Here is a 25861-nt window from a genome sequence, read left to right as displayed (position 1 = left end):
CGCGACATCGGCGTCGTGCGCGTTTTGCGCCGCCAGCTGGGCGGCTGCGGCTGCCGCCGCGGTGGCGGCGATGTTGGCGTCGGCGGCGATGGCGGCGTCCAGGGCCAGTTGCGCATTGGCGGCGGCCGTGGCGGCGGCTGCCGCCGTGGCGTCGTCGGCCTGGGCATTGAGCGTGTTGGCCATCGAGATGGCCGCTTGCGCCGCTGCCGCTGCCGCGGCGGCATCGGCGTTTTGCGCCGCGACGGCCGCCGCATGCGCGGCAACCGCATTGGCGGCAGCGGTGGCGGCAGCCGCATCGTCGGCCTGGGCCGCCGCCAGCGCCGCATGGGCGGCGGCCGCATTGGCATTGGCCTGGGCCGCATCATCGGCCGCACCCTGGGCGGCGAGCAGGAGGTTCAGTTTCAGCGTCTTGTCATTGTCGGCATCCGTGGCGTTGACATCGGCCGTCACGGCGGCGGTCAGGTTGGCGATGGCCGCGTTGAGCGCGGCATGGGCGTTCAGGGCCGCCGTATCGGACAGTTGCGCCGCCAGGGTGGCGGCCGCCGAGAGGGCGGCCGTGTGCGCGGCATCGGCGGCGGCATCGTCGGCGGCCAGGGCCAGGCTGGCGGCCTTCAATGCGTTGTTGGCCGCCGTGGCGAGCAAGGCCAGGTCGGTATCGGCCAGCAAGGCCGCATTGGCAAGGAGCTGTGCCGCCGCCGCCGCCGCCGCCGTGCTTGCCGCTGTGGCGTCGTCGGCCGCGGCGGCATTGGCGGCGGCGAGCGAGGCGCTGGCCGTCACTATCGCCGCGTTGAGTGCCGTCGTGGCGTTATTCAGGGCCGTTTGCGCGTTGGCCGCCGCCGTGGCTGCCGCTGCGGCGAGGCTGTCGTCGTTCAGCGCCTGGTTCAATGCGGCCAGCGCGCTCGCTGCTGCTGCCGCGGTCGTGCCGACGGCGAGATCGGCGGCCTGTGCGGCCTGGGTGGCTGCCAGCGAGATGGACGCCGTGAGGGCGGCGGTGGCGGCGGCGATATCGTCCGCCTGCGCATGTTGCGTGGCGGCGGCCGAGATGGCTGCCACGGCGGCGGCGGCGGCGGCGGCCGTGTCGGCGGTGGCAGCGGCAACCGCGGCGGCCGTTGCATTGGTGGAGTTGATTACAGCCGCAGCGGCTGCCGCGTCGTCGGCCAGGGCCGCATTCAGGGAGGCCAGCGCGTTGGCGGCGATGGTGGCGGCGCTGGCGGCGGCATTGTCGGCCAGTTGCGCCGCTTGCGCGGCCGCTTGCGAGACGTTGGCGACAGTGGCGGCCGTCGCAGCGGCCAGATCGTCGGCGACGGCGGCAGCGGTGGCCGCACTCGCCGTGATGGCGGCAACGGCCGTGGCGGCCGCATTCGCGTCCGCCTGCAAGGCCGCATTCAGGGCGGCCAGGGCGCTAGCGGCCGTCGCGGCCGTCGTGGCGGCGGCGGCATCGGCCGCTTGCGCGGCCTGGGCCGCTGCCAGCGAGGTGGCAGCGACGCCGGCGGCGGTGGCCGCGAGCGTGTCGTCCAGCGCCGCCGCCGTGGCTGCCGCCTGGGAAGTCAGGGCCAGGGTGGCGGCGGCGGTGGCGGCACTGTCAGCCGCGAGCGCATTGTTCAGGGCGGTCAGGGACGCTGCCGCCGTGGCTGCTGTCGAGGCGGCCGCCGCGTCATCGGCCTGCGCCGACTGTGCGGCGGCGAGCGACAAGGATGCCGTGGTGGCGGCGACGGTGGAGGCCAGTGCCGCCACCAGATCGAATGGATGGGCGGCCGAATAGGCGGCCAGGGCGGCGGCATTCGCGGCATCGTTGTTGGCGACGGTGGTCAGGGCGGCGGCATCCGTCAAGGCGGCCTTGGTGGCCGCCACGGTGGCGGCCGTGACGTTGAGCGTATGGGCCGTACCCAGCAGGACGGCGTCGGTGAGGCCGGCGACGGCGGCAGCCGCCGTGGAGGCGGTGGCATTGACGGTCGCTGCCAGGCCCAGGGCGACGGCGTCCGTCAGGTTGGCCGTCGTTTGCGCTGCGGTGGCGGCCGCCGCATCGACGGTCGCTACCAGGCCCAGGGCGACGGCGTCGGTCAGTGCGGCCGTGGCCGCTGCCGTGTTGGCGGCGGCCGTGGCGGCTGTCGAGACGGTGCCCAGAGCCACGGCATCGGTCAGGTTGGCAACAGCGGCAGCGGCGGTGGCGGCCGTGTTGGCGGCCGTCGAGACGAGGCCCAGCGCCACGGCATCGGTCAGGTTGGCCGTCGTTTGCAGGGCGGCAGCGGCAGTCGCGTCGGCCGTGGCGACCAGGCCCAAGGCCGTGGCGTCGGTCAGCGCGGCGGTGGCGGCAGCCGTATTGGCGGCCGTGGTGGCGGCGGTCGAGAGCGTGCCCAGGGCCACCGCATCGGTCAGGTTGGCTACATTCGTCGCCGTATTGGCGGTGGCTGCTGCGACCGTGGCGAGCAGGCCCAGGGCGGCGGCATCGGTCAGGTTGGCCGTTGTCTGCAGGGTGGCGGCCACGGTGGCATCGGCGGTCGAGATCAAGCCCAGCGCCGTGGCATCCGTCAGCGCCGCCAGGCTGGCGGCCGAGGAGGCGACCAGCGCATCGGCATTCGAGATGAGGCTCAGCGTGGTGGCATCGGTCTGGCCAGCCGTCGTGATGGCCAGGGCCGCGGCCGCGTCGGCGGCCGTCGAGACGAGGCCCAGGGCCACGGCATCGGTCAGGTTGGCCGTGTTTTGCGCAGCCGTGGCTGCCGCTTGTGCCAAGGTATTGGCAGCGCTCAGCGTGTTGACGACGGTCTGGGCGGCAAGTTCAGCGGCGGCGTCGGTGGTGGAAACGAGGCCCAGCGCGCCGGCATCGCTCAATGCGGCAGTGGCGGCGGCGGCAGTGGCGGCAGCCTGCGCCGCGGCAGCCGCGCTGACGGCCGAGATGTCGATCCCGCCCAGCCCGGCGGCTATTTCCGCCGCCGAGACGGCAGCTGCCGCCGTGGCGATGAGTGCATCGGCATCGGTCGCGGCGGCGATGGCTTGCAGGCCGGTGGCCGTCAGCGCATCGGCGGTGGAGATGCCGGCAAGAATGGTGGCATCGAACAGGGCGGCAGTGACATCGGCGTTATCGGCGCCGAGCTGCAAGCTATTGACGGTGGCCGTCAGGTCGAGCACGCTGGTTTGGCCAGCCGTGACGTTGGCGGCCAGGGCGGCGAGGTTGGCGAGATTGAAGGCATTGAGCGCGACATTGACGTCCAGCAGGCTGGCTTGCGCATTCGCGGCATCGGCATCGGCATCGGCCTGGTCGGCCGCTTGCTGCAGGGCGACGACATCGGTCTGGTCGGCCACTGTTTGCGCATTCGCGGCATCGCTGGCGGCGGCTGCATCAGCAGCGGCCAGGGCGGCCGCATCCGTCTGGTTGGCCGTCGTTTGCGCCGCCAGCGCGGCGGCGGCATCGGCGTCGGAAATCACTTGCAGGGCGGCCGCGTCCGTTAATGCCGCTTGCGTGGCGGCGCTGGTGGCCGTGCTGGCGGCTGCATCGGACGTGATTTGCAGGGCGGCCGCGTCGCTCAGGCTGGCCGTGACGACGGCATTCGCCGCCACCGTGGCGGCAAGGGCAGCGGCGGCGTCGAGCGCGGCGGCATCGCTACTGGCGGCCAGGGCGGCGGCGGCCGCCGTGGCGGCATCGGCATCGGAAATCAGGGCCAGCGCGGCCGCATCCGTCAAGCCGGCCTGGAGTTGCGCGGCGTCCGATGCCAGGGTGGCGGCATCGGCGATCAGGCCCAGGGTGGGCGCGTCCGTCATGTTCGCTTGTGTCTGGGCATTGGCGGCGTTAGTCGCGGCGGCATTGGCTGCCGCTTGCAGAGCGACGGCGTCGGTGGCGTTGGCGATGGTGGCGTCCTGGGCGGCAACGCCGGCGGCGGCATCGGCTGCCATGCTCAAGGTGACGGCATCGGTCAGCCCCGCCTGCGTGGCGGCGGCGGTGGCTGCGTTCGCGGCGGCGGTGGCGGCGATACCCAGTGCCGTGGCGTCGCTGGCATTGGCCGCTGTCGCCGCATCGGCGGCGGCCGTGGCGGCGGCGCTGGCGGCGGCGGCCAGGGCGGCGGCATCGGTCACATCGGCCAGTTCGGTCGCGGCGGCAGACGCGGCGGCATCCGCATCCGAGATGAGGGCCAAGGCGTCGGCATCGGTAAAGCTGGCCTGGATGCCTGCGGCGACGGCGGCGTTGGCGGCGGCCGTTGCCGCCAGGTCCAGCGCGGCGGCGTCCGTGGCATTGGCCAGCGCCGTGGCGGCGGCAGCGGCGGCGGCATCATTGGCCGCGATGACGCCAAGGGCTGCCGCATCGGTCAGCGCTGCTTGGGTGTTGGCCGCGGCGGCGACCACATCGGCGGCATCGGCGACGGCTTGCAGTGCGGGGGCGTTGGTCTGGTCCGCTTGCGTTTGTGCCGCATCAGCAGCGGCGTGCGCGGCGGCGGCATTGGCGGCGGCCGTAGCGGCAGCCGCATCGGCATTTTGGGCCGACGTGGTGGCGGCCAGGGATATGGCGGCGGTGGCGGCAGCGGCGGCGGCCGCGCTGTCGTCATCCGTGGCGGCGCCAGCGGCCGCTTGCGCGCCGGGGACGACCGCTGCCGTGCTGGCCGCCAGCGTATCGTCGCTGCTGGCGTTATTGGCGGCGAGCAAGGCTGCCGCTGCTGCAGCGGCGGCCTGCGCCGCCAGTTGGTCGGCCAGGGCGGCCGCATTCGCCGCTGCCAGCGAAGCTGCTGCCGTGGCCGCTGCCGCGGCGGCGGCGGCGTCATCGGCCAAAGCATTGTTGGCGGCGGCGACAGCCGCGGCGGCGGCCAGTATGGCTGCGTCGGTGACGACGGTGGTGGTGGATTGATTGCCCGTGCCACCGCCGGTCGAGCCGCCCGTGCCACCGGTACCGCCTGTACCTCCTGTCCCCGTGCCACCGCCGGTACCGCCAGTGCCCGTACCGCCGCCAGTGCCGCCGGTGCCCGTGCCACCCCCGGTGCCACCCGTGCCACCGGTGCCGGAGCCGCCCGCTGCTGCGCCACCGCCTCCGCCACCGCCTGCCGCGGCGGCAACCAGGCCAAGGCCGCCGAGCGCGCCCAGCACGCCAAGTCCGCCCAGCCCGCCTGTAGCGCCGGCACCCGCCCCCGCGCCAGCCGAAGCCCCGGCGACATCGACCACACTGCCGCTGGGGATGCCGGCCGCCCCGGCGCCAGCGCCAGCGGCACCACCGTTGTTATCGCTTTGCGGCGTGCCGGAATCGGCACCGCCGTTGCCCGCCTGGCCTGCGGCCGCACCACCGCCACCGGCTGCCAGGGCTGCTGCCGCAGCCAGCGCCGCAGCCGTGCCCAGGGCGGCGGCATTGCCGCTTTCGGCGCTTCCCGTGACTTCCACGACATTTTCAGGCGGCATGGTCGCGCTGGCATCGGCCCCTTTGATCAGTTCGTCTTCGTCATACTGCTTGCGGTCACCGTCTTTTGGAGTGACGGCTTTTTTTGCCGGCGTCGTGATCCTGGCGGCTGCGCCTTCGGCATTGACGGGAACTTGTGCTGGATTTTGGGTGGTGGCCATTTGGAAGTCTCCGGAAAAGGTTATGTATTCGTTCAATTTTATAAAATAATAAAAAATCAATAATATGATTCGATTCCTTGCTTGCTCCGGCGAGGCTTGGGCCGTGGTCGAACTTGGGTGTTACCGATGTCGATAATGGCAAGTAAAACATAACTGGCAAAAAAACGCTGGCACAACAGAACGCTTATTCAGAAACATTAAAAATGCCATTTTTATAGTTGTTTCATATGGCGTCATCTTTTTGTATTTTGTTTCTCTTGTCACTGAATTGCCAGCTGACATACACTCTCGGAAAGCGGTGTTTGCAGGCGATGCGTAAGCACTCCCACTCTGATGATAGTTTCAATTCTGAAACTTTCAATTTCATTTTGATCACTTTCCATGAGTCTATTCTGTCAAGCTTTGCTTTCGCCAATGATCACGAATTGTCACGAAATGGAGCTTTTCGGCTGAATCTGCCAACATGCGCCAGTGTTTCTGCGCCTTTTATTCAAAAAACATATCGCTATCGAATTGCTAGTTGTTGCTTTTTGGTGTGGTGATTATCAAATGTGATTGGGAATAAAATACGATAGAAATAATTATTTGTAATTATCATATCGATTTATTGCTATCGATCGGATAGCCGGTATTGAATGAAAAGGATTTTTCATAATAACTATCAATGAAGTAGTTATTGTTTCATTGACTTGAATGGGGCGGAAAATGCAAAACGCCCCGACGGGCGGGGCGTTTTTTAGGGCAAGAGACAGTGCGCTGTCAGCCTTCCTCGCGCCAGCGGCGCAGGCGGATGGCGGCGTAAATCAGCGCCGCACCTGCCGCCGCGCCCAGCCAGACGGCAGGCAAGGCCAGGCTGGACCAGGAATTGCTGAACACATCGATGCGTGTCATGTGCGAACTCCCTTCCGCCAGGGCGTGCATGCGTGGCAGCAGTTCCGGCTCGAATAGATACCAGCTGCCGGGAAGAGTGCCCAGCAGGGCGCGCCCGATGACATTCATCTGTATCCAGCTGACATCGCTTTCTGTCTGCGTCAGCTTGCCTGCCCAGACTGTCAGTATGAGCAGCAGCAGCGGCACGCCGACGGCCCACAGGAAGACTTTCGACCTGGCCCAGCTCGATACCATCAGCAGCCAGCCGACCGTCGGCAAGGCCCACAGGCAATACACGGGCAGCAAGCCGAATACGCGCAGCGGTCCCAGGTACAGGCCCGGGGTGGCCAGCAGTTCGGCAAACACGTGGATGCCGTTGGCCGCCAGCACGCCGCTGAGGATCAGGATCAGGGCCAGCGACGTCAGGCTGGCGGCGGCGGCCACGATCAGCGGCGCGACCAGCAGGGCGACGGCCGCTTTCGACAGCACCGTCTGCGCATCCGAGATGGGCAGCGACTTCCAGAACAGCACGCTGCGGTCGCGGCGGTCGTCATGCAGGGCGCTCAGGCAATAGAAGAACACGAGGAAACCCAGCGCCAGGAACAGCGGCGCGGCTGCGTACGTATAGTTGTTGGCGACGGCGTCGATGATTTCCGTGCGGCGCGGACCGAAGGAGCGCGTATTGAAGACGGTACTCCAGGAAATTTCCTCGCCATTGACGATGAGTGCCGTGCGCATCTTGGTCTTGGCGATGGTGCCTATCGCCATCAGGGAGCCCAGCACCGTCATGACGACGCCGATCAGTGCCGGCGTCCACACCAGCATGCCCTTGTGTTCCCACAACTCGCGACGGAGCAGCCATTGCATCTTGTTTACAGGGGAAATACTCATTGGTACGATCCTTTCATGGTCGCGACAAACAGGTCAGCCAGGCTGGGCGTGCGTACTTCGCCGAGGGCCACCAGCTGGGTGCGGGCGACGCCATCGAACAGCATCACCGACTTGCCGAACACGCTGCGTTCGCTGATCGGCTGCAGGGCGCGCGCCGGATTGATGTGCTGCGGACCCACCATCACCTCGATGTAGCGTTCGCCTACTTCTTCCATGCTCGACGCCAGCACGATCTGGCCGTCGCGAATGAACATCAGGTCGCTGAGGATGTGTTCCACTTCCTCGATCTGGTGCGTGGTGATGACGATGGTCTTGTTTTCATCGAAATAGTCTTCCAGCAAGTTCTGGTAGAACTGCTTGCGGTAAAGAATGTCCAGGCCCAGGGTCGGCTCGTCGAGCACCAGCAGTTTGGCGTCGATGGCCATCACCAGCGCCAGGTGCAGCTGCACCACCATGCCCTTCGACATGGCCTTGACCTTCATTTTCGGCGACAGTTTGGTGTGGGCCAGGTAGCGTTCAGCCTTGCTGCGGTCGAAACGTGGATGCACGCCGGCAACGAAATCGATGGCGTCGGCCACGCGCAGCCAGCCCGGCAGGATGGCCACGTCGGCGATGAAGCACACGTCATCCATCAGCGCGTCGCGCTGCACGCGGGGATCGCGCCCCAGCACCGACAAGTCGCCCTCGAAGCCCGTCAGGCCCAGGATGGCTTTCAGGGTGGTGGTCTTGCCGGAGCCGTTAGGCCCGATCAAGCCGACGATGCGCCCCGGCGCGATATCGAAGCTGATGCCATTGATGGCCACCTGCTTGCCATACTGCTTGCGCAGGCCGCGCGCGCTGATGACGCTGTCCTTGTTCAATGCATTCATGCGTTCTCTCCGTGTGCGCCGGCGTCGCGGCTCGCTTGCAGCAGTTGATCGAGGTCAAGGCCCAGGCGCGTGATGTGTTCCAGCAAGGCTGGCCATTCTTCGCGCAGGAAGCGTTCGCGTTCACTGGCCAGCAATTTGTCGCGGGCGCCTTCCAGTACATACATGCCGAGTCCTCTGCGTTTTTCTACCAGGGCATCGTCGACCAGTTCCTGGTAGGCGCGCGAGACCGTGATGGGATTCAATTGATAATCGGCCGCCACCTGGCGCACCGAAGGCAAGGCGTCGCCAGATTGCAGCACGCCATCGAGCATCATGCCCACTACCTTGGCCTTGAGCTGGCGGTAGATGGGGCTATTGTCATTCCATTCCGCGCTCATGGGATGCGCTCCGACAAGGGCGGGGCGGTGCGGCGCATGAAAAATGCTGTAGGCATCGAAGCTCCGTGATGTATTGAGTTGGTGTTGTAGTTAACTATAACAGTGAAAATTCAAATGTCAACATATTCATGTTTTTCTATCCACAAGGAAACTATAATGTTGCGTGTTTGAAAATCTTACTTGATAACTTTTGGCGTGCATGTCGCCGCAACCATGAAAGCAGAAATGATAAATTGCTTTGGAGAAGTACAAAACCTGTTCAGGCGTGCCAGTAGCGGCGTCGCTCTGTTGGCGCTGTTGAGCGCCTGTGGCGGCGGTTCCGGCGGCGGCACGTCCACGCCGCCTCCGACACCCGTGGCGCCGGTCGAAACGCCGCGCTATTTGCTGGGTGGCACGGTCAGCGGCCTGCTGCCTGGCGCCAGCGTCGTGCTGGCGAACGGCACGGATAAAGTGACCGTCACGGCCAACGGCCCCTTCAGCTTTGCCGGCAAGCTGGCGGCGGGCGCCAGTTATGAAGGCAAGGTCGACAGCGCTTCCGCGGGCCTCGCTTGCAGCATCGCGCAAGGCGCGGCCACCATGGGCAGCGCGGACGTCAGCAGCCTGGCCGTGCGTTGCCTGCCCATTGTGCTGGCCGGCGTGCAGGAGCGGATCCAGCGTGTCGATGGCATGGCGCAGGATGGCGCGGGCAATTATTACTTCGCCGATGCTTCCACGCAGGTGATCCACAAACTGGCCCCCGACGGCAGCCTGAGTATCTATGCCGGTATGCCAGGCAAGGCTGGTGCCGTTGACGGGCCTGCCGCCAGCGCGACTTTTTACATGGGGGGCCGTGCACCGCTGGTGATCGACGGCAAGGGGAACCTGTATGTGGCCGACACCTGCAATGGTCAGATAAGGAAAATTACGCCGGCTGGCGTGGTCAGTACACTGGCCGGCAAGCGCCGTGCCAATTGCAGTGCGACACCGGCAGAGCCGGATGGCGTGCCTGTGTATGCCGATGGGCCGGGGACGCAAGCCCGGTTTGGCGTGATCGCCAGCATGGTCATGGATCCGAACGGTGACTTGCTGCTCGTCGATGATGGACAGCTCCAGGTTCGCCGGGTGACGCCAGCTGGCGTGGTCAGTTCCTACATTGTCATGTTGGCCGAGCCGAATGGCCTGCCGCGCGCAGGACGAGTGGGCCAGATGGCAGTCGATGCCAACGGTGTCATTTACTTGAGCAACACTAACGGCAGCAAGATATATCGCCTTGATAATAATGGCGTGGCCTCCCTGGTTGCCGGAAATGCGATGACGACCGGCTATGACGGCAAGGGCGTCAATGCCAGCTTCAGGGGCGTGCGCGGCATGGTGTTTGAGCGTAGCGGCAATTTGTTGCTGGCCGACCGCGATGCCATCCGCCGCATGACGCCCGCTGGCGAGGTGACGACGGTGGTGGGGCGCTTGGTGCCTGACGCGGGAGGAAAATATCTCGACTGGAAAAGCCTGACCCAGATATCGATCGGGGATGCAGGCAACATGCTGGTCTTCGATGCCAGCCTGCTGCGCTTGAGCAGGGTGGATGCCGGCAACGGGATCGCGACTATTCCTCTCATGCTGAGCAGTATGGGGCCGGCGGACGGCGTGGGCGCCGCCGCCCGCGTGGGCAATGTCAGGGCCTCGGACATGTGCAGCGACCCAGCCGGGAATGTCTATCTGCTCGATGCGGCCAGCAAAGTGCTGCGCCGGCTGGCGCCGAACGGCAAGCTGGAAGTCTATGCGGGGATTGCCGGCCGCGCCGGCATCGACGATGGGGCGCGGCTCAGCGCGACCATGGCCGGCCCCGTGGCGATCGCTTGTGGTGCGGATGGCGCCGTGTATGTGGCGGACAAGGCGCTGAATTCCCCTTCCTTTAATTTGCGCAAGATCAATGCTGACGGGATCATGTCCACCGTCGAGCCATTGCCAGCAGGCGGTTTTGGCCTTCAGCAGTATATTCTGGCGGTGGACAAGGATGGCTATGTCACCTGGACGGAGGCTTTGAGCGGGGGGATTTATCGGCGCCCGCCTGGTGGCGTATTTTCCTTGTTTGTGTCCTTTGAAACGCTCACGCGCTCCTTCGGCGATAGCGATCTCGGCTTGCAAGATGTTTTGCCTTACAGCATGGTATTTGACAGCAAGGGGAATCTGTATTTTGATGACTATTATCATCAAGTGATCTTCAAGGCGGATCGTTCCGGCACCGTGACGGTGTTTGCCGGCACCTTGTACTCGACTAAAAATGCCGACGGTGGGCCTGGCGTGGGCAGCCTGTCCTTTGCCGGCATGCCCAGTCTGGCCGTCGACAAGGCCGACAACCTGTACCTGAGCGGCCAGGATGGCGTACGCAAGATCGATACGGCCGGGGTCATTTCCTCACCGCAACTGGCATGGGGCAATCCCATCGTGGAGGTTCTGGCTTTTGGCAACGGTACCTTGTATGGCTATACCGCCCGCGCCATCGTCCAGACGCCGTTGCCTTAAATGGTGCGATGCGTACGCGCGGCTGGCCCATCCCTCAGCCGCGCCTGCAAATCCAGCGCATTGAACAGGGCGGCCCCGGCCGCCGTATTGTCGAAGATGCACCAGCTGTCCGCATGCGCTGGTGTGTGCAATTCAGCGGCCAGCGCCGTGAGGTAGTCGGCCGGGTAGTCGGAATAATATATTGTCGGGCTGCCGTGCAGGCGCAGGTAGGCCACTTCCGTCGTCGGCACGTGCGGCCCCGGCTGTCCCGCAGGCGGATCGGCGCGCACGCGCGTGATGCGCTGCATCGTTAATAACTCGGTTGCGCCCGCCTCGAACCAGCTGGGGTGGCGCGCTTCGCAGGCGAGCATGCCGTCGAAGCGCTGGCGCAGCGCATGGAAAAATGCGGCGGCCACGTCCGCTTCGAATCGCAGGCTGGGCGGCAGCTGGACCAGCACGCAGCCCAGTTTATTCCCCAGTTGCATCACTTCTCCCGCAAAACGATCGAGTTCGGCCGCGCAGTCGCGCAAGCGCCGTTCGTGCGTGATGCTGCTCGGTAATTTCACGCTGAAGCGGAAGTGGTCGGGTACGTTGGCGGCCCAGCGCGCATAGGTGGCGCTCTGGTGTGAGCGGTAGAAGGAACTGTTGATTTCCACGCAGCTGAGCACCTGGGCATAGCGCTGCAGGTGGCTGCCATCGAGGGGGAAGTGGCTGGCGGCGGCGCTGGAAATACTCCAGCCGGCCGTGCCGATGTAAACAGGGTGCATGGCGCCATTACAGCAGGGCCAGGCGGGCGCGGCTATCGGACAAACGCCCGTGCCGCGGTCAGCGACCGTCTAGTCGATGAAGTCGCCATTCAGGTCGTGGCGCGTGATGTTGCCGCGCGTATCGATGGCGATCCAGCCGCCGCGCGGCTGTTGCGGCGGTGTCACATCGCATTCCCAGTCGGGCAAGACATAGCGCAAGGTATCGTCGACTTTATGCAGGGCGGGGCGGTGCGTGTGGCCGTGGATCATGACGGTACTCGCATGTTCGGCAAATACTTGCGCGACAGCATCGGGCGTGACATCCATGATGTCCATGGACTTTTCGCCATTGTGCTCGCGGCTGCTCTTGCGCAAACCGTCGATGATGGCCTTGCGCTGCGCCAGCGGCATGGACAGGAACTGTTTTTGCCAGGCGGGTTGGCGCACCATGGCGCGAAACTCCATGTATTGCACGTCTTTCGTGCATTCGGCGTCGCCGTGCAGCAAGACGATGCGCCGGCCGGCAAGCGTGGCCACATGCGGTTCGCTGAGCAGGGTGGCGCCGGCGGCGGCCGCAAAGCCGGAGCCGACGAGAAAATCGCGGTTGCCGGCGATCCAGTAGACGTGCACGCCCGCATCGCTGACGGCGCGGATGGCGGCCGTCATGCGCGCATTGAACGGGTCTTCCAGGTCATCGTCGCCGGCCCAGTATTCGAACAGGTCGCCTAATAGATACAGCGCTTGCGCATATTGCGCATGGTGTTCGAGGAAAGAAAGAAACGCCGCGCTGGTGCGCTGGTGCGAGCTCTGCAGATGCAGGTCGGAAATAAAGAGTGCGGCAGGCATTGTCATCGTTCAACGCTCCCAAAAAGTGATGTGCATGGAAAAGCGCAAACGCTGCAATGCCTGTTTTTCATGATGCGAAAGCCTGATTACGCGGCTTCTACCTTCTCGATGATCACATCCGTCACTGGCACATCGGCGAACATGCCGGCGCGCGAGGTTTTGACGGCGCGGATGGCGTCGACGACTTCCTTGCCTTCGGTGACTTTACCGAACACGGCATAGCCCCAGCCGTCCTGGCCTGGGTAGTCGAGGAAGCTGTTGTTCTTGATGTTGATGAAGAACTGGGCCGATGCCGAATGCGGATCCGACGTGCGGGCCATGGCCAGCGTGTACGTGTCGTTTTTCAGGCCGTTCTTGGCTTCGTTTTCCACGGTGGTGTCGGCTGGCTTTTGTTTCATGCCTGGCTCGAAACCGCCGCCCTGGATCATGAAGCCGTCGATGACGCGGTGGAAAATCGTGTTGTCGTAGTGACCGGCTTTCATGTAGGCCAGGAAGTTGGCAACCGTTTTCGGCGCTTTCTCGGCGTCCAGTTCAGCGGTGATCTTGCCCAGATTGGTGGTGATGATGACGGAGGTCATGATGATCCTTAATAAATTGGATGATAAATGATTCAACGGCCCGTGTCGTTCGGGGCCGCAAAAACGCTATTTTACAGTTTTGCGGGCGCTGTCTTGAGTAAAGTCGCCGATTCGATCACCACGGGGGTGACCGGCACGTTCTGGTGCGGACCCTTGTCGGCCACGGGCACGGCCTTGATCTTGTCGACCACGTCCATGCCACTGACGACTTTGCCGAACACCGTGTAGCCGAAGCCGTCGCGGCCAGGATAGTCGAGCGCGCCATTGTCGTTGACGTTGATAAAGAATTGCGCAGTGGCCGAATGCGGGTCGCCCGTGCGCGCCATGGCGATGCTGTAGGTGACATTCTGCAAGCCGTTTTGTGCTTCATTCTTGATCGGCGCCTTGGTGGCTTTCTGCTTCATGTTCTTGTCGAAGCCGCCGCCCTGTATCATGAAGCCGTCGATGACGCGGTGAAACACCGTGCCCTTGTAGTAACCGCTGTTGACGTACTGCAGGAAGTTGGCCACGCTTTTCGGCGCTTTTTCCTGGTCCAGTTCCAGCACGATCTCGCCCATGCTGGTTTTCAGGGCCACGTGCGGCGTCGGGTCGAGGGCGGTCGCCGGAGCGGCTGCCACGACGGCGCTGCCCAGGGTCAGGCCGGCAAACACGGTACAAAAGCGGGCCAGGAAAGACAGGCGTTTCGATTTGATTTCTTGCATGAAGGCGTCCTTGATCGTTATTTTTCTTTAAACTTGCTTTAATTGTAAAGAAATGAAAATTCGGTTGAACATCGTAAAAACCTGATTCATATCGGGCCAGTATGGTTTTTATCAATGTTATACTTGACCGCTAACGCCCTAATTCTAACAAACAAGAACAACAATATAGCGGGTCGACCAGTCTTCGGCGCACACGGCAGTTCAGTGGCGCGGCACCCCCGGTGTCCGCGCCTGTCTGTCGTTTTGCCAGGCTGGCGGCCGCTCCACTTGCAAAGCACGATGAGCAATCTAAAGATTTACAACACCCTGGCTCGCGAAAAGCAGGTATTCGTCCCGATGGAAGCGGGCAAGGTACGCATGTACGTGTGCGGCATGACCATCTACGACTATTGCCATATCGGCCATGCGCGCATGATGATGGCGTTCGACGTCATCTACCGCTGGCTGAAGGCGTCCGGTTTCGACGTCACCTATGTGCGCAACATTACGGACATCGACGACAAGATCATCCGCCGCGCCGTGGAAAACGGCGAGACGATTTCCCAGCTGACGACGCGTTTCACCCAGTACATGGATGAAGACACGGCCGCGCTGGGCATTTTGACACCCGACCACACGCCGCGCGCCACCGAATACGTGCCGCAGATGCTGCGCCTGATCGAGCAGCTGGAAGCGAAAGACCTGGCTTACCAGGGCGCGGACGGCGATGTGAACTATGCCGTGCGCAATTTCCCCCACTACGGCAAGCTGTCGGGCAAGTCGCTCGACGACCTGCGCGCGGGCGAAAGAGTCGACGTGAACACGGGCAAGCGCGATCCGCTCGACTTCGTGTTGTGGAAGTCGTCGAAAGAATCGGAACCGGAAGAAGTCAAATGGGATTCGAAGTGGGGCCGCGGCCGCCCGGGCTGGCATATCGAGTGCTCGGCCATGTCGTGCGCCTTGCTCGGTGAACAGTTCGACATCCATGGCGGCGGCGCGGACTTGCAATTCCCGCACCACGAAAACGAGATTGCCCAATCCGAAGGCGCGTTCGGCCATACCAGCGTCAATTACTGGATCCATAACGGCTTCGTGCGCCTGGACAATGAAAAAATGTCCAAGTCGCTCGGCAATTTCTTCACCATCCGCGAAGTGCTGCAAAAGTTCGATGCCGAAGTGATCCGATTCTTCATCCTGCGCGCGCACTACCGCAGCCCCCTGAATTACTCGGACGTGCACCTCGATGACGCGCGCCTGTCGCTGACCCGCTTGTACACGGCGCTGGCCGATGTGGCGGTGGAAGAGGGCGGCATCGACTGGAGCGAAGCGCATGCCGTGCGCGTGCGTGAAGCGATGGACGACGATTTCAACACGCCGCTGGCCGTGGCCGCCCTGTTCGACCTGGCAACGGAACTGAACAAGAGCAAGTCGCCGGCCCTGGCGCGTCAATTGAAGGGCCTGGCGGGCGTATTCGGCTTGCTGGAACGCACGCCGCAGCAATTCCTGCAAGCGACCGTCGGCGCCGCCGCCGGCGTCCAGGACGAGGGTGCCGGCATCGAAGCGGCCATCGCGGCGCGCAGCACGGCGAAAAAGGCACGCGACTTTGCGCAGTCCGACAAGATCCGCGCCGAACTGTTGGCGGCGGGCATCATTCTCGAAGACAAGCCTGACGGCTCGACCAACTGGCGCCGCGCATGATGCCTACGTCCAGGGAAAACGGGGAAGCCCCCAAGGTGACGGACTTGGCGCAAGTGATCCAGGTGCCGTCCTACTGGGAAGAGGCGAAGATCGAGCTGATGAAGCGCGACCGCATCATGAAAAAGCTCATCCCGCAATTTGGCGACCTGCACCTGGTCGGCCATAGCGACCCGTTTACTACCCTGGCCCGTTCGCTGGTGGGGCAGCAGATCACGCCCAAGGCGGCCGATGCTGCCTGGAAAAAGCTGCTGCTCGCTTGCCCGAAATGCACGCCCTCGCAAGTGCTGAAGGCGGGCGCCGAGCAACTGTCCGCCTGCGGCTTGTCCAAACGCAAGACCGAATACATCCTCGACCTGGCCGACCATTTCAAGGCCAAGCGCGTGCACGCGAGCCAGTGGGACCAGATGGATGACGAAGCCGTCATCGCCGAACTGGTGCAGATCCGCGGCATCGGCCGCTGGACAGCCGAGATGTTTTTGATATTTAATCTGCTCCGGCCGAATGTCTTGCCGCTCGACGACCCCGGTTTGATCCAGGGCATCAGCGTCAATTACTTCTCCGGCGAACCAGTTTCCCGCAGCGATGCGCGCGAGGTTTCCGCCAATTGGGAACCGTGGCGCACCGTGGCGACGTGGTATTTGTGGCGCAGTCTCGACCCTGCAGCCGCCCCTGCCGCACCCGATGCAGCCCCCGGCGCAGCAGCCGGTACGGTAAAATAAACATAGATGACGCCGCGCGCCCTGGCGCCGTGGCCGGTAAAACCTGGAGGTACAATGACTAAAACGACTTTCCTCAATTTTGAACAGCCGATCGCGGAACTCGATTCCAAGATCGAAGAGTTGCGCTTCGTGCAAGACGATTCGGCCGTCGACATCTCGGAAGAGATCGACCGCCTGGCCAAGAAGAGCCAGCAGCTGACCAAAGATATCTACGCCAAGCTGACGCCTTGGCAAGTGGCGCAGATCGCGCGCCACCCGCAGCGCCCTTACACCATGGATTACGTGAATGAAATCTTTACCGATTTCCACGAATTGCATGGCGACCGCAGCTACGCGGACGATCTGTCCGTCGTGGGCGGCTTGGCCCGTTTCAACGGCCAGCCGTGCATGGTCATCGGTCACCAGAAGGGCCGCGACACGAAAGAGCGCGCCATGCGCAATTTCGGCATGCCGAAGCCGGAAGGCTACCGCAAGGCCATGCGCCTGATGAAAGTGGCTGAAAAGTTCAACCTGCCGATCTTTACTTTTGTTGACACGCCAGGCGCCTTCCCCGGCATCGACGCGGAAGAGCGCGGCCAGTCCGAAGCCATCGGCCACAACCTGTACGTGATGGCCGAACTCAAAGTGCCGCTGATCGCCACCATCATCGGTGAAGGCGGTTCCGGCGGCGCGCTGGCGATTGCCGTGGGCGACGCCGTGCTGATGCTGCAATACTCGACCTATGCCGTGATCTCGCCGGAAGGCTGCGCCTCGATCCTGTGGAAGAGCGCCGAGCGCGCCTCCGACGCGGCCGAAGCACTGGGTTTGACGGCGCACCGCCTGAAAGCCATGGGCCTGATCGACAAGATCATCAACGAACCGCTGGGCGGCGCCCACCGCGATCCGAAACAGATGGCGACCTTGCTCAAGCGCGCACTGGCCGACACCCTGCGCCAGTTCCACGGCATGAAAACCAAGGACCTGCTGGCCGCGCGCCATGAAAAACTGCTGAGCTACGGCAAGTTCAAGGAAACGACGCCGAGCGAGTAATATTTAAACCCAACGGCAGAGTCTGGGGTCAGACCCTCAGGGTCTGACCCCGGCTTTTCAAGGTCTTGGGTTAAAACGACACCAGGGACAGTCCGCTAAACGACACCATCCGTTTAGCAGCCTGTCCCTCTTTGCATTCCCGGAGTCCTGATTGAAAAAGCAACAAACCGCCACCGTCGCCGATATCTTCGCCAGCGCGCTGGCAACCTGCGGACCACAAACCGGCGAGACGGTCGGCATCGCCCTGAGCGGCGGCCTCGATTCCTCGGCCCTGCTGCACCTGGCGCATGCCTGGGCGCAAGAGCATGGCATGGCCTTGCACGCCTTCCACGTGCACCATGGCCTGAGCCCGAATGCGGATGCCTGGCTGGCGCACTGCGAGCAATTGTGCGCAGGCATGGGGATTGCCTTCGAGGCACGCCGTGTCACCCTGGGAAAGAATGCGAAGACGGGCACGGAAGAGGCGGCCCGCAAGCGCCGTTACGCGGCCCTGGGCGAACTGTGCGCCGCGCACGGCGTGCGCCTGCTGCTCACGGCCCACCACCAGGATGACCAGGCCGAAACGGTGCTGCTGCAATTGCTGCGCGGCTCCGGCACGGCAGGCTTGTCGGGCATGGATGGCGCCAACAGCGCGCCCGAGTTGCTGGGCAATCCGGACCTGGTGATGGCGCGCCCCTTGCTGCCCGTGTCGCGCAAACAGCTCGAAGCGTATGTGGCGAGCCATGCGATCGCGCACATCCACGATGAATCGAACGACGATCCCCGCTTCGCCCGCAATGCCTTGCGGCATCAGGTGATGCCCGTGCTGGCGCAGGCGTTTCCCGGTTTCCAGGAGCGCTTCGCCCGCAGCGCCCAGCATGCGCAATCGGCGCAGCGCCTGCTGACGGAACTGGCGACGCAGGATCTGGCGGCGTGCCTCGACGGCGACTGCATCGAGCTGGCGAAATTGCGCGAGTTGAGCGCGGACCGCTGCTACAACCTGCTGCGCCACTGGTTCGGCACGCGCGGCTTGCGCATGCCGTCGACGGCGTGGCTGGCGGAAATGCTGGCGCAGTTGCTGGAAGCGCGGCCCGATGCGCAATTGCTGGTCACGCACCCCGAATGCCATGTGCGGCGCCACCGCGACCGTTTATATCTGACGCCGAAGCTCGATGACCTGGCCGGCATGCGCGAGCGTGACGACGCGGGCATTCCCGGCCTGGAAAAGGCCGGCCAGCAATTTAGCTGGCAAGGCGAAGCCAGCCTGGCCTTTCCCGCGTATGGCGGCGTGCTGCATTTCGATGCGGTGGAAGAGGGCGGCCAAGGTATCGATATTGCCTGGCTGCAATCTCAAACCTTGACGATAGACTTCCGCCAGGGTGGCGAGCGCCTGAAACTGGCCTTGAACCGCCCCACCAAGAGCTTGAAATACCACTACCAGGCGTTTGACGTGCCCGCCTGGGAGCGCGCACGGCTGCCCCTTGTCTGTGCGGCGCAACAATTGCTGTTCGCGGCCGGTATCGGCCTCGATTGCCATTGCCTGAGTCTGCTGGACCGTCCCCGTGTCGCCTTGCGCTGGGTCTCCTGCTGAGCGTAGGGCCAGCCGCCACGGCCACTCTCGGGGTGGCCGCCAAGCGGCTGCCCAAGCCAGCTGGACTGCATGGATTGGTTATTTCCATATGCGCAATCGGTATGAGCTAATGCGCTTTTTAGCTTGTTATTTTGCATTGCGGCATGTAGAGTAAAGCCCTCCTTTTTTATTCTTCTTGAGCGGAAACTTCACTCTTATGGCTTTAATCGTCCACAAATATGGCGGTACGTCGATGGGCTCGACTGACCGTATCAAGAATGTCGCCAAGCGCGTTGCCAAGTGGCACGACGCTGGGCATCAAATCGTGGTGGTGCCATCCGCCATGTCGGGCGAAACGAACCGCCTGATTGGACTGGCCAAGGAAATCATGGATCAACCCGATCCCCGTGAACTTGACATGATCGCCTCGACAGGCGAACAAGTGTCCGTCGGCCTATTGTCGATGGCACTGCTGGCGATCGGCAAACAAGCCGTATCCTATGCTGGCTGGCAAGTCGCGATCAAGACCGATTCCGCCTTTACCAAGGCACGCATCCAGTCGATCGATGACGAAAAAGTCAAACGCGACCTCGATGCGGGCAAGATTGTCATCATTACCGGTTTCCAGGGCGTTGACGAACACGACAACATCGCGACCCTGGGCCGCGGCGGTTCGGACACCTCGGCAGTGGCGATCGCCGCCGCCATGAAGGCGGCCGAATGCCTGATCTTCACGGACGTCGACGGCGTCTACACGACCGACCCGCGCGTGGTCTCCGAGGCGCGCCGCCTGAAGACCATCACCTTTGAAGAAATGCTGGAACTGGCTTCGCTGGGTTCCAAAGTGCTGCAAACGCGTTCGGTTGAATTCGCCGGCAACTACCGCGTGCCCACGCGCGTGCTGTCGTCGCTGACCGACCCGATGTTGCCGCTGGAAATAGAAGCCAATTCAGGCACCCTGATTTCGTTTGAGGAAGATACAAACATGGAACAAGCAGTCATCTCCGGCATCGCCTTCAACCGCGATGAAGCCAAAATCACCGTGCTCGGCGTACCCGATCGTCCAGGCGTGGCGTACCACATCCTGGGACCGGTGGCGGATGCGAACATCGAAGTCGACATGATCATACAGAATCAGTCGGTCGACGGTAAAACGGACTTCACCTTCACCGTTTCGCGCGGCGAGTACACGCGCGCCTTGGCCGTGCTGGAAGCGAACCGCGAATCGCTGGGCGCGGCCAGCATCACGGGCGACGCGAAAGTGTCGAAACTGTCCGTCGTCGGCGTGGGCATGCGCAGCCATGTTGGTGTCGCCTCGCAAATGTTCCGCACCCTGTCGGAAGAGGGCATCAACATCATGATGATCTCCACTTCCGAGATCAAGATCTCCGTGCTGATCGATGAAAAGTACATGGAACTGGCCGTGCGTGCGCTGCATAAGGCGTTCGAGCTGGAAAAAGCTTAAATATCCAAAAAAATTGCCCCACGCCCTTGACCAAAGGGGGGGCAGTCGATATTATGACGTTCGTCGCTGCAGCGCAGTTAGCTACAGAGACATAGTTGAGTAATCAGCTAGGAGACGTGGCCGAGTGGCCGAAGGCACATCCCTGCTAAGGATGCATACGGCTTATACCTGTATCGTGGGTTCGAATCCCACCGTCTCCGCCAGAATCAAACAAAAAAGCCTCCCCTGCGGGAGGCTTTTTTATTTGTCTGGACGGAACGGTGGGATTCGAAGACGGAGCGCCCTGAGGGGCGCGAGGCTATCTGAATCGCCCAACCACCGCGCTGCGCGCGGCACGTTGGCCGCGCAGCGGCCAACGCCGTCCCCTCATCTCAGGCCGTAGCGGCCAGCGCCCACGTATCGCCTGCCACAGCCAAAATCACCGCTTCGCCTCCCGCTCCAGCGTATCCCTGCCAATAATCTTCAAGCTCGTCCCGCCCTTGAACGGCAACGTTTCCTCGCCAGCGTCAGATGCGGCGCCGCCGCCGATCCGGATCCCCGCCGAGACGCCGATTTCGGCCGTCACGTCGACGAATTCCTTGCGGAACAGCAGCAGTTCCGTATGCTTGATGATGCTTTGCAGCGCAATCGACTGGCCCGGCGCGATGGTGGTAAAGGCGCGCTTGAGCGCATGGTTCGCCAGGCCCGTCTTCAGGACCTGGCTTTGTTCGCTCACGTTGTCGACCAGGCGCAGGTTGGGGCCGCGCTGCTGGATGTAGTCGAGCGGATAGCCGACGGCCGCGCTGCCGGTATTTTTGATGACGACCTCGATGCGCATGTCGCTGCCCGTGAAAATGCAGGCCGGATTGTCGAGGCAATGGGCGCTAACGGAAAGTACGTCGTTCGGCATGGCGTGTCCTGTGAGGTGTAGGGAGGTTGCAAACAGCCCGGTTACGAGCCATTGAGGATGATATCGCATTTGATTTTCCGTCCTATTTTCGCCCGCAGCAATTCTTGTACTTCGATGGCGATTTGCCAGCCGTGCCGCTTGAGGACAATCACGGAGCCGTAGGCACTCATGATGTTGGCCACCGCCGGGTCCGGTTCCGCGCCGTCCGCCAGGGCTGGCACGGGCGCATCCCAGCTGCCGTCGGGCTTCATGTACTTGACGGTTTCGTCATCGCCGTCGACATAGGAATATTCGTCCGGTATGCCATAGCAATGGCCGAATTCATGCGCATGGGTTTGCCCGTTGGTGGCCATCGATACGTCGATCACGGTGCCGGTCACGCCTTCGCGGTCGTAGCGTTTGTGGATCTGCATGGTGTAGTGCTCCCTGCTTTCCACGTACTCCACGCGGTAGACGATGGGCAGGATGCGCGTGCCGCATTCCGGATCGACGATCTCCATGCGGAATTTATTGTTCCAGTGCTGTTCCAGGCCCGTCCTGGCGACTTCCTTGACGTACTTGATGACGGCGGCGCGCTGCTTGGCCCGCGTGGCGGCCTGTGGGGTACCCTTCTCGCGCGCTTCCAGCGCCTGGTCTTCGGCCGACAGCACCGTCACCACCTTGACGCGCAATTCGGCGATGATGCTGGTATTCGACTTGACGGGCACGTAGATCTTGTAGCGCACGGTGTCGAAATAATTATGCGGCGCGCCATTGGTGCCGAAAGTATTGTTGTAGCGCGGCACGCTGGAGACATCGATCTCCTTTTCGTAGTCGGCGATCCAGCAGGCGGGGCGCTTGATCAGCACTTCCTTGCGCTGCTTGTTGTCGACGGGACTGGTGCTCGACGTACCCGTTTCCTTGAATTTTGGCTCGGGCTTGGGCGGCGCCTTGGCCGTCGTGCCGGGCGCGGGCGCCTTGGCGCGCGTATCTGGCGCGGGTGCGGGCGCAGGGCTGTCCGGTGTCTCGGGCAACTCTCCCGGCGATTTGAGCAGTTCGATCACCAGTAGCTCGACGGCGGCAGCCGCCACGATGTGGGTCAAGCCCCTGGCGTCCGTCATGCCCGTTTCGATGCTGCCGTCGGCGCGCTTGACGCGGTACGGCTGGCGCGGCATCAGTTCGCCCGTGTCGCGGTCTTTCAGCACGAAGCCTTCGTCGAACAGTTTCAGGCGGCTGTCGGGCAGCGGCGGCAGGCCGGCGGCGACGCTGGCGCCGCCGTTGAAGACATGCTGCCCGCCCTTGACCGTGAAATGACCGGGGCAGCGGAAGGTGATGTCGCCGCCTTCGAGCGTGATCGACGATTGTCCCGCCTGCAGGACGATTTTCTGGTTGGCCTTGATGTCGATGCTGTCGCTCACGGAGATTACCGTGATGGCTTGATCGGCGAGGATTTCCAGCTGGTCGGTATGCGCTTCGAGCGAGACGGGGCCGTTGCCCGCGACGGCCTTGATGCCGCCTTCCTGGCTGAACAGCGTGGCCGCGTTGGCCGCCACCGAGGCGACCGTCTGGCCGGCCGTCATGTGCAGGTCGGCCTGCGCCGTCCAGTGCAGCTGCTGGCCCGCGAACAGCACGGTCGACGCGGGCGTGGCCCAGTTGATGCTGCTGGGCGACTCCATCACCACCAGCGGCTGGGCGTAGCGTTCCACGGGCTGCGCCGTATCGGGCGCGCGCGTGCCGCTGCCCGTCTTGCTGGCTTCCTGGCCGCCGACAGCGGCCTGGTACTTGCCATCCTGTTGCGGGTCGATCTGCGCCGCCATGTCCAGCTGCGCCTGGTTCGCATCCTTGCTGACGAGGGCGTTTTGCTGGCTAGCCGACGTCGCCACCGTCTTGCTCAGTTCACAGGCGCCGCGCAGCAGGGCCAGCGCTTCCTTCGTGTCGAGCTGGCTCGAGGTCACGCCGGCGCCCTGGCGCGCGCGCGCCGTGGTCGAGATCAGCATGCCTTCGCCGGCGCGCAGCATGGCCCAGGCATCGGTGCGCAGTTCAAAGCCGCTGCCGCGGTAGCTGCCCCGTTGCGCCGAGCTGGCGCCTTGCTGCACCAGGTAGCCCAGATTGAGCTCGGTGGCGGCGCTGCTCGAAGCGAGCCGGGTGCGCAGCTGGCCCTGGGTATCGTCGAGTACCCACTGGTTGTAGCCGGCGCCGTCGAAATTGTGGCTGTGCATGCCCGACAGGACGCCCGCGTGGTTGACGCCCGAATCCTCGCCGGCCGCATACGGCGGCGTGTCGCTGCCCGTGTAGAGCTGGGCGACGACCAGCGGGCGGTCCATGTCGCCTTCGATGAAGTCGACCAGCACTTCCGTGCCGAGGCGCGGCGTGAATTGCGAACCCCAGTTCGGGCCGGCCAGCGCTTCGGCCACGCGCACCCAGGCGCCGGAGGCCTCGTTGCCGGGCGCGTTGCCCTGTTGGTCGGTGTTGTGCGCCAGGCCGCCCGGATTGGCGGCGCTGCCGCGCTGCCAGGCGAACTGGATGCGCACCTGGTGGTCGCGGCCCGTGGTGGCCACGCTGTCGGCCAGCCCCACCACCAGCGCCGTTTGCGGACCCAGCGCCACGGCCGGCGCGCGCGCGGCGGTGGCACGCGGCACGATGGCCACGCTGGTGCGCACGCAGCCGAAGCGGTTGCGGTAGGTGCCCGGTTCGATCTGGCCGGCGATCCAGTCGGCCACGCCGCCCAGGCCGGCCGTCCTGGCCAGCGTCGACAGCATGCCGCCCAGGCCGGCGCCGGCTGTTCCCGCATTGTTGCGCGCCTGGTGTTCGGCCCACAGCACGGTGAAGGCGTTGGCGCCATCGGCATGCTGTTCGTGCTGCAGCAGGCGCATGGCGTGGCCGGCGGCCAGGCGGCGCACGGCGCCGGCGCCGTCGAACTGCTTGTTGTCCAGTTCCAGCGCTTGCAGCATGCGCTCGCTGTGCGGCCCGGCCGCCGCGCGGTCGGCGTGCTGGCGTTCGCCGGCGCCGTCATACACGGCCAGCTGCGGCAATTGTCCCGCCTCCAGGCTGGAAACCTGCTCGGCGGCGGGCGCCGTCACCTGTTCCGGATGCCAGCTGCTGATGCTGACGGCATTCGACCGCAGCTGGCGGCGCGCGCCGAAGCGGTCGATGGCGTCGTCCGTATCGGTGGCGCGCACGCCGTGAAAGCGCATCTCGGCGCCGCCCGGCGTCTGCGGCGCGGTGGCCTTGCTGTCGAAGATCACCAGCTTGTGCCTGGCCTGCGCGTCGCCATCGCCGCCTTCCTGCGCGCCGCCGGGCTGGTCGTGCTCGAAGCGCCAGCTCAGGCCTTCCGCCGCCAGCAGGCGCGTGAAGAATTCGAAGTCGCTTTCGCGGTACTGGGTACAGATGGCGCGCGTGGCCAAGGCCTGGCTGACGTCGAATTCGAAGCGCAGCTGCGGGTAGTCGGCCAGCAGCTCGGTGACGATGTCGCGCGCGTTCTTGTCCTGAAAAATATAACTGTCGCGGCGCAGCTGCAGCAGGGCCAGGGCCGGCTCGAGGCGCAGCCGGTAGCGCGCCACGCCGCCGTCGGCGCCGATCCAGGCGCAATCGGTGCAGATGCCGTGCCAGGCGCGCTGGCTGCCGTCGGGCTGCAGGAGGCACAGCGTCATTTCCTCGCCGATGAAGGAAGCCAGGTCCAGGCTGGCCGCGGTGCTCAGGGCGTCGACCTCGAAGCGGAACAGTTCATTGACGGCCTCGCGGCCCTCGAACTGTTCCGCCATCAGCGATTCCGGCTGCCCGGACTGCTGCGCCGTGGCCAGGGTGATGAGCCGCGCATGCTGGCTCAGGCCTGTGCCGAACTGGCCCGTCGCTGCGGGGCTTGCTTGTGCGTTGCTCATCACGGCAGGGTAATGCTCAGGTTAGCCACGCGCGGCGCCAGCTTGACGATGTCGTTGTAGGCATTGATCTGCGCTTGCGTCTGTTTGGCCAGCATGGTGCGCAGCCCCAGGTAGCCCATGGCGCAGATCAGGGCGAACACCGAACACAGCACCCAGACCGGCACGTTGTTGCGCAGCTTGTGGATGATCTGGTCGGGCCGCTCCGCATGCGGGGCGAAGCCGGTTTTCTTGCCCTTCATCTGGGCGATTTCGTCGCCCAGGCGCGCCGTCAGGTAGTTGAGTTTTTCCGGGCCTTCGAGGATGTAGCGGCCCTGGAAACCCAGCAGCAGGCACATGTGGAAGACCTCGAGCGCCTGCAGGTGCGCGCTGCCGCGCGCGCGCAGCGCTTCGAGACGGATGAAGAAGTTTTCGCCGGCCAGCTGGTCGCCGAACAGCACCAGCTGCAAGGGCCGGCGCGCCCATTCGTCGCGGATGCTGTAGGGCGAGCGCAGGATGATTTCATCGACGGCCGCGCAGAACGCATATTTTGCGGCATCGATGTCGTCCGCCGACGCGCCCTGTTTTTTCGCGCCGCGGCTGAACTCATCAAGGAAGTGCGTCATCTTGCTGATGAAATCGGCATTGTCTTGCGGCCCGCTGCCGTTCTTCAGCATGAAGAGGGCGTAAAAGCCGTCGTACATCAAGTCCATCAAGGTGTGTTCGGTGCCGGGACCGGCAGCCATGCTGGAGGCATAGGCGGCCTGGCCGCCGGACATCAGGGAAGGGGTAGCGCTGGAGTGCATCGT

The 25861-nt window shown here is 64.1% G+C and carries 16 protein-coding genes, 1 tRNA gene and 1 pseudogene; 7 read left to right on the top strand and 11 right to left on the bottom strand.

All coding sequences use genetic code 11. From position 1 onward, the window contains the following. The 4 genes and pseudogenes from KO539_RS21765 to KO539_RS21750 form a co-directional block, all read right to left on the bottom strand. A pseudogene (locus KO539_RS21765) lies at positions 1–5532 on the bottom strand (hypothetical protein); the annotation flags it as partial. A 759-nt stretch (positions 5533–6291) separates the two neighbouring features. Further along, positions 6292–7293 carry a hypothetical protein gene (locus tag KO539_RS21760; protein ID WP_219311648.1) on the bottom strand — a complete coding sequence of 334 codons (1002 nt, stop codon included), beginning with the start codon at positions 7291–7293 and terminating at the stop codon, positions 6292–6294. Next, entirely contained in the window at positions 7290–8162 is an 873-nt protein-coding gene (locus KO539_RS21755) for an ABC transporter ATP-binding protein (RefSeq protein WP_219311646.1), read from the bottom strand. Before KO539_RS21755 ends, KO539_RS21760 begins: the two co-directional genes overlap by 4 nt. Next, positions 8159–8539 carry a GntR family transcriptional regulator gene (locus KO539_RS21750; RefSeq protein WP_219311643.1) on the bottom strand — a complete coding sequence of 127 codons (381 nt, stop codon included), beginning with the start codon at positions 8537–8539 and terminating at the stop codon, positions 8159–8161. Before KO539_RS21750 ends, KO539_RS21755 begins: the two co-directional genes overlap by 4 nt. 288 nt (positions 8540–8827) lie before the next feature. Between KO539_RS21750 and KO539_RS21745 the strand changes: the two genes are divergently transcribed. Beyond that, positions 8828–11041, top strand: a complete 2214-nt coding sequence (locus tag KO539_RS21745) for a hypothetical protein (protein WP_219311641.1) — start codon at positions 8828–8830, stop codon at positions 11039–11041. Here the strand turns inward: KO539_RS21745 and KO539_RS21740 are convergent. The 4 genes from KO539_RS21740 to KO539_RS21725 form a co-directional block, all read right to left on the bottom strand. After that, positions 11038–11787 carry a DUF72 domain-containing protein gene (locus tag KO539_RS21740; RefSeq protein WP_219311639.1) on the bottom strand — a complete coding sequence of 250 codons (750 nt, stop codon included), beginning with the start codon at positions 11785–11787 and terminating at the stop codon, positions 11038–11040. The genes KO539_RS21745 and KO539_RS21740 overlap by 4 nt on opposite strands. A 69-nt stretch (positions 11788–11856) precedes the next feature. Further along, a complete protein-coding gene (locus KO539_RS21735; RefSeq protein WP_219311637.1) occupies positions 11857–12612 on the bottom strand; it encodes a UDP-2,3-diacylglucosamine diphosphatase in 756 nt (251 codons plus the stop codon). Between the two features lie 86 nt (positions 12613–12698). Further along, the gene (locus KO539_RS21730; RefSeq protein WP_034756945.1) at positions 12699–13190 is read right to left on the bottom strand and encodes a peptidylprolyl isomerase; all 492 of its coding nucleotides are present in this window, start codon (positions 13188–13190) and stop codon (positions 12699–12701) included. Between the two features lie 71 nt (positions 13191–13261). Next, complete coding sequence (locus KO539_RS21725) at positions 13262–13891, bottom strand: peptidylprolyl isomerase (RefSeq protein WP_176390933.1); 630 nt, start codon at positions 13889–13891, stop codon at positions 13262–13264. Positions 13892–14170: 279 nt separating this feature from the next. Between KO539_RS21725 and cysS the strand changes: the two genes are divergently transcribed. The 6 genes from cysS to KO539_RS21695 all read left to right on the top strand — a co-directional run bounded on the left by cysS (position 14171) and on the right by KO539_RS21695 (position 20533). Beyond that, positions 14171–15568, top strand: a complete 1398-nt coding sequence (gene cysS, locus KO539_RS21720) for a cysteine--tRNA ligase (RefSeq protein ID WP_219311635.1) — start codon at positions 14171–14173, stop codon at positions 15566–15568. Next, positions 15568–16287 (top strand): DNA-3-methyladenine glycosylase, encoded by a 720-nt coding sequence (locus tag KO539_RS21715; RefSeq protein WP_217916910.1) that lies wholly within the window; start codon positions 15568–15570, stop codon positions 16285–16287. Before cysS ends, KO539_RS21715 begins: the two co-directional genes overlap by 1 nt. Before the next feature lie 54 nt (positions 16288–16341). Continuing rightward, entirely contained in the window at positions 16342–17316 is a 975-nt protein-coding gene (locus tag KO539_RS21710; RefSeq protein WP_034756951.1) for an acetyl-CoA carboxylase carboxyltransferase subunit alpha, read from the top strand. 151 nt (positions 17317–17467) lie between these two features. Beyond that, on the top strand, positions 17468–18886 hold the full coding sequence (gene tilS / locus KO539_RS21705) for a tRNA lysidine(34) synthetase TilS (RefSeq protein WP_219311633.1): 1419 nt from the start codon (positions 17468–17470) through the stop codon (positions 18884–18886). Between the two features lie 196 nt (positions 18887–19082). Further along, the gene (locus tag KO539_RS21700; protein ID WP_035817435.1) at positions 19083–20330 is read left to right on the top strand and encodes an aspartate kinase; all 1248 of its coding nucleotides are present in this window, start codon (positions 19083–19085) and stop codon (positions 20328–20330) included. 110 nt (positions 20331–20440) lie between these two features. Beyond that, positions 20441–20533 (top strand) — tRNA-Ser (locus tag KO539_RS21695). A gap of 215 nt (positions 20534–20748) precedes the next feature. Here the strand turns inward: KO539_RS21695 and KO539_RS21690 are convergent. From KO539_RS21690 to icmH, 3 genes are read right to left on the bottom strand one after another with little or no spacing between them, the layout of a single operon-like run. Beyond that, complete coding sequence (locus KO539_RS21690; RefSeq protein WP_099402773.1) at positions 20749–21219, bottom strand: hypothetical protein; 471 nt, start codon at positions 21217–21219, stop codon at positions 20749–20751. Positions 21220–21260: 41 nt separating this feature from the next. Beyond that, positions 21261–25076: a type VI secretion system Vgr family protein gene (tssI, locus tag KO539_RS21685; protein WP_219311631.1), complete on the bottom strand. Its 3816-nt coding sequence runs from the start codon at positions 25074–25076 to the stop codon at positions 21261–21263. Continuing rightward, positions 25076–25858 carry a type IVB secretion system protein IcmH/DotU gene (icmH, locus tag KO539_RS21680; RefSeq protein ID WP_035817440.1) on the bottom strand — a complete coding sequence of 261 codons (783 nt, stop codon included), beginning with the start codon at positions 25856–25858 and terminating at the stop codon, positions 25076–25078. The genes tssI and icmH overlap by 1 nt, the downstream gene beginning before the upstream one ends. Positions 25859–25861: the final 3 nt, after the last annotated feature.

Source organism: Janthinobacterium sp. NKUCC06_STL (assembly GCF_019345455.1).
Classification (GTDB): domain Bacteria; phylum Pseudomonadota; class Gammaproteobacteria; order Burkholderiales; family Burkholderiaceae_D; genus Janthinobacterium; species Janthinobacterium rivuli.
The sequence above is the reverse complement of the archived record's forward strand: the minus strand, read 5'-3'. Positions and strand labels throughout refer to the sequence as shown.